Raw genomic sequence first — 5,392 nt, forward strand, 5'->3', positions numbered from 1 at the left:
ACGTTCTGCGTTATTGCATCGGCGACTTGTTCTATATTACACCTCTAAGGTGAAATCGTCAACACCTTTTTATAAAGATATTCAATTTAATATTTTTATACTCTTTTAGCTAGATATTCCTCTACAAAAATTCATTACTAGAAACCAACTTCTGCTTCTCTTTAATTTATTCTTCCAGAACATATTCGATTTCATTTGAACTCTAGACTTAATTCTTGCAGACATGTCCCTCCAACAAAACTAGGAACCTTATTTTAACAAATACTAGTATATAATTAGAGAGTTGTTGTACTAGCAATAAAACTCTATTAGAAGCAGGTGAAAATATGAAAGATATACGTATCCTTATAGCAGACGATGATAAAGAAATCCGAAATTTATTAAAAATATATTTAGAACGAGAATTATATATGGTAGATACTGCGGTTAATGGTGAAGAAGCCTTGCAATTATTTAATCAAAACAACTATAACCTCGTTATATTAGATCTTATGATGCCGAAAGTAGATGGTATCGAAGTATGTAGAAAACTTAGAGATAAAACTAACGTACCTATATTAATGCTAACCGCTAAAGATCACAAAATTGATAAAATTTTAGGTTTAAGCATTGGCGCTGATGATTACATTACAAAACCTTTCAGTATTCACGAAGTAGTTGCACGAGTAAAGGCTCTTATGCGGCGTTTTTTAGTTCTTGGAAGTAACACTACTGCACAAGAGAAAACACTTTTAGCTTTCAAAGGACTAACTATCGACTTAAATACATACACAGTTCATACAAATAAAGAAGAAATCAGCTTAACCGGAAAAGAACTGGAACTGTTGAAATTCTTTACTTCAAACCCAGGACAAGTATTTACAAAAACACAGCTTTTCCGAAATGTATGGGACGATAATTATATAGAAGACGATAATACCGTTATGGTACATATTCGAAAACTTAGAAAGAAAATAGAAATCAATCCTTCTAATCCAAAATTCATTCAAACTGTATGGGGAATTGGTTATAAGTTTGTAGGTGAAAAACTTGAAGACTGATAAAACCCTATTCCTTATTTCATTACAACTTATCATTTGCGGGCTTTTAAATATACAAATGGGTCCAAAAGGAAAGATGTCTTTATTTATTACCCTTATTTTAATTACAATGTATCTCTTCTTTTCAAGAATACAATTCATTCAACATCGCAAATCAGTGGACACAAAATTAGGTCGTGTACTAAAAGGAAATTTACAAACGAGATTATTCACAAGCAATGACCCCTCATTACATAGTATCGTTTTTTCAATAAACGAACTGATAGCTGAATTAGAAAAGGTTCGGATCGAAGCAAAAAGATCCGAGGAATCTAGAAAACAACTTTTGTCTAGTATCTCGCACGATATCCGAACACCACTCACCTCTATTATTGGATATATCGACGCTTTAAAAGATGGGGTTGCTGCTTCTGAAATAGAAAAGAAAGAATATCTTAAAATACTTTATATGAAATCAAATAACTTAAAACATCTAGTTAACGAAATATTCAATATGGCAAAGCTAGACGCCAATGAATTTCCACTAAAAGAAGAGGAACTCGACTTTTCTGAAGTTACTAGAGAAGTTTTGATTGAATTTTTACCTGAACTCTCAAAACATAATCTCGAACTACAGGTTCTCATACCAGAATCTACTTGTCCTATCATTGCAGACCACCTTAGCCTTATGCGAATTATGAGTAATTTGATAAAAAATGCCATTTATTACGGAAAAGATGGGAAAACATTAGGGATCGAACTACTAGAAACTGATACAGACTATGAACTTCTTATTTGGGATAAAGGCCCTGGTATCCCAAAACATGATTTACAAAACGTATTTGAACGAATGTACCGAAGCGAACAATCGAGAAACTCCTCTTCTGGTGGTAGCGGTCTCGGGCTTTCAATTTCTAAAGCACTCGTTGAGAGAAATGGTGGGCATATATGGGTTGAAAGTACTCCATGGAAACGAACTACTTTTGGCTTTTCAATTCCAAAATACATTTCTTTTAAGAAATAGTTAAGAAATGATTAATATGCAGTTAAGCCTTCCTTCTTATCATATAATTAAGAGCTTATAGAAAGTAGGTGTTTCCTATAAATACAATTATAAAAACGACTAACCTTACTAAAGTGTATGGCACACAAAAATCAGTAGATAATCTAAATATTAATGTTCAACAAGGCGAGATTTATGGATTCATAGGACGAAACGGTGCGGGCAAAACAACAACCATTCGTATGCTACTCAGTCTTATAAAACCTACAAGCGGAAATATTGAAATATTCGGAGAGGACTTATTTCAAAATCAAAAAGATATTTTAAGAAGAATTGGTTCTATCGTTGAGGTTCCAGGGTTCTATGAAAACTTAACTGCAAAAGAAAACTTATTAATTAATGCAAAGATAATTGGGATTCACAAAAAGAATGCCATTGAAGAAGCATTAGAAATAGTAGGCTTGCAGCACGAGACAAAAAAATTAGTAGAAAAGTATTCTTTAGGAATGAAGCAGCGCTTAGGAATTGCACGCGCCCTTCTCCATTATCCTGAGCTACTCATATTAGATGAACCAACTAATGGGCTAGACCCCATCGGTATTAAAGAAATGCGAAAACTTATTCATTCTTTAGCTCAAGAAAGAAATATAACAATACTCATTTCTAGTCACATATTAGCCGAGGTAGAACAGTTAGTCGATCGTATCGGAATTATTCATGAAGGAAGGTTACTAGAAGAAGTTTCTCTTGATAAGCTACGTAAAACAAACCGTAAGTACATAGAATTTCAAGTGAATAATGAAAATAAAGCCGCGATGCTATTAGAAAATCAGCTTCAAATTTTTGATTATGAAGTACATGATGAAGGAAATATTCGTATTTATTCTCATTTTGGACAACAAGGATACATCAACAGAACATTCGTTCTAAATGGTGTGGAAGTATTAAAAATGATGATAAGTGAAGATAGATTAGAAGATTATTTCACTAAATTAGTTGGAGGTGGAACAATTGGTTAATCTACTCTATACAGAACTATTAAAACTAAAACGCTCTAATATGTTTTTAATTAGCATTATTGGAGCTGGTGTCGCACCTTTCTTAGTCGTAGTAGCTTCTTATATACATATAAAAACCAAACAGCCCACTCCGACTATTTGGTTCCATCAATTATTTACTGATGTTAACTTATATACTACTTTAGTGATAGGGTTCCCCTTATATGGAGTAGTAATTGCTTATCTGTTTACCCGTGAATATGCAGAAGACACACTAAAGAATTTACTAACTATCCCCGTATCGCGTATTAGCTTTATTATAAGTAAGTTCATCACTCTTTTTCTTTGGATCATGATGCTAACTTTAGTCGCTTGGGCACTTACTTTAATATTAGGGCTATTGGGGAACTTCCCTGGTTTTAACACTGCTTTATTTTTAGGCTCTTTTCTAAAATTTTTAATCTGTGGTGGACTTCTCTTTCTATTGTCTTCACCTATTGTGCTACTAACTCTTGTAATGAAGAGCTATGTACCACCTATTATATTAACTGTCATTATTACAATGACTAATCTTATGCTCGTAAACTCCAAACATAAAGATTTATTTCCGTGGACCGCTACTCTTGATATCGCAAATAATGAATTACAACCCACATATCCACCGGAATATTCTTATATCATCATTGCAGCAACAGCGGTTTCAGGATTTTTTGCAACACTATTCTATTTCAAAAGAGTAGACATTCATTAATTTATAGGAGTGAAACGATGAGCGATATCATTATTGCCTTCATACTCGGTATCGTAGAGGGGTTAGCTGAATTTTTACCTATCTCTTCTACTGGTCACCTTATATTAGTCGGGCATTTATTAGATTTTGAAGGAGAAAGAGCGAAAACGTTTGAAATTGTTATACAGCTAGGGGCAATTTTAGCTATTGCAATTTTATATCATAAACGCCTCGTTTCTTTATGTAATATTAAACCTCTTCTGCGGAAAGAGAAGAAATTCAACGCATTCCATGTATTTCTTGGCGTATTTCCAGCAGTAGTTGCTGGTTTACTACTACATGGTGTCATTAAAACTTACTTATTTCAGCCCTATACTGTCGTAATTGGACTTGTAGCAGGGGCAATTCTTATGCTCTTTGCAGAAGTAAAAAAGAAAGAGGCAACCTCCTATTCACTGGATGATTTAACATACCGTCAAGCATTAACAATTGGATTATTTCAATGCTTAGCAGTATACCCCGGCTTCTCTAGAGCTGGCTCTACTATTTCTGGAGGTCTATTAGCAAAAGTAAATTATAAAACTGCATCTGAGTTCTCTTTTCTCATTGCTCTTCCTGTAATGGTAGGCGCTACAGGCTTAGACTTGTTAAAAAGCTGGAAGTATTTAAGTGTCAATGATATCCCTATGTTTGCGGTAGGATTCATTACCTCTTTTATAGTAGCAATGTTAGCAGTAGTAACATTCCTAAAGCTTTTAGAAAAGATAGGCTTAAAACCTTTCGCATACTATCGTATTTTGTTAGCTATCTTATTTACGCTTTTCGTATTGCTATAAATTCATATAAGTCACAGATAAAAAACCGATATTCAAGTTAGAATATCGGTTTTTTATCCATTTCACATCAAGTACTACCTACTCCAATATGGCATAGCGGGAATAAATCATCATTAATAATCCAAATGTTCTTCAAGCAATTTTAATCTTTACCGTACGACACAATTCAAAATTTAAACATTCCTCTATTAATATGGATGTCTACTGGAAAATGCCATATAGGGACCGAACGTGTCTACAAACCATATTCATTCCACACATATTATCTTTCTTAATTCGCAACACACCGATACAAGTTTTAAATACGTACAAAGATATAGCAAATAAGGAAATTTCCCAGGGATTATAAAGAGACTAAAATTATTAATTAAAGTGAGGTAACGATACAATTGAATCCTTTAGCACAATCATATCGGAATACTTATTGGGGAAACAGTGACAAACCGGAATCTATTACAGCTTGGCAATTCGGTGATTCTTCTAATTATCTCGCACAGTTAGTAATTGACGGCATAAAAACAGCAACATGCTCCGTTCACATTTTTTATGAATTAGAAAATGAATCACTACTGACTACTAACGATTATAGTATTATACTCATTAGTAATAATGAACCTGTAGCTATTATTAAAATAATAGAAGTAACTGTAACACCAATGAATGAAGTAAGCGAAGAATTCGCTATTGATGAAGGCTTAGGAGATCGTATTTATAATTACCGGGAGTTCCTGTTGCTACTTTTAAAGCTATAAGCTTGTTATTTATAACTCAAGAAGCCCATAGATAACTAACTTATTTTATAAAAT

At 33.3% G+C, this 5,392-nt stretch carries 5 protein-coding genes and 1 pseudogene; all 6 read left to right on the plus strand.

Annotated features, from left to right (window positions below; genetic code table 11):
- Positions 1 to 326 precede the first annotated feature (326 nt).
- The gene (locus tag MKX31_RS29020) at positions 327 to 1,040 is read left to right on the plus strand and encodes a response regulator transcription factor (protein ID WP_340982024.1); all 714 of its coding nucleotides are present in this window, start codon (positions 327 to 329) and stop codon (positions 1,038 to 1,040) included.
- Positions 1,030 to 2,043 (plus strand): sensor histidine kinase, encoded by a 1,014-nt coding sequence (locus MKX31_RS29025; RefSeq protein WP_064475989.1) that lies wholly within the window; start codon positions 1,030 to 1,032, stop codon positions 2,041 to 2,043. Before MKX31_RS29020 ends, MKX31_RS29025 begins: the two co-directional genes overlap by 11 nt.
- Positions 2,044 to 2,111: 68 nt before the next feature.
- Positions 2,112 to 3,041, plus strand: coding sequence for an ABC transporter ATP-binding protein (locus MKX31_RS29030; protein WP_098103664.1), 930 nt, complete (start codon positions 2,112 to 2,114; stop codon positions 3,039 to 3,041).
- On the plus strand, positions 3,034 to 3,771 hold the full coding sequence (locus MKX31_RS29035) for an ABC transporter permease (RefSeq protein ID WP_000247712.1): 738 nt from the start codon (positions 3,034 to 3,036) through the stop codon (positions 3,769 to 3,771). Before MKX31_RS29030 ends, MKX31_RS29035 begins: the two co-directional genes overlap by 8 nt.
- A 17-nt stretch (positions 3,772 to 3,788) precedes the next feature.
- Entirely contained in the window at positions 3,789 to 4,586 is a 798-nt protein-coding gene (uppP, locus tag MKX31_RS29040; RefSeq protein ID WP_060486332.1) for an undecaprenyl-diphosphate phosphatase UppP, read from the plus strand.
- Positions 4,587 to 4,975: 389 nt separating this feature from the next.
- Positions 4,976 to 5,305, plus strand: a pseudogene (locus MKX31_RS29045) (ASCH domain-containing protein); the annotation flags it as partial.
- Between the last annotated feature and the right edge of the window lie 87 nt (positions 5,306 to 5,392).

The organism is Bacillus sp. FSL M8-0063, assembly GCF_038005545.1.
Lineage (GTDB): Bacteria > Bacillota > Bacilli > Bacillales > Bacillaceae_G > Bacillus_A > Bacillus_A wiedmannii.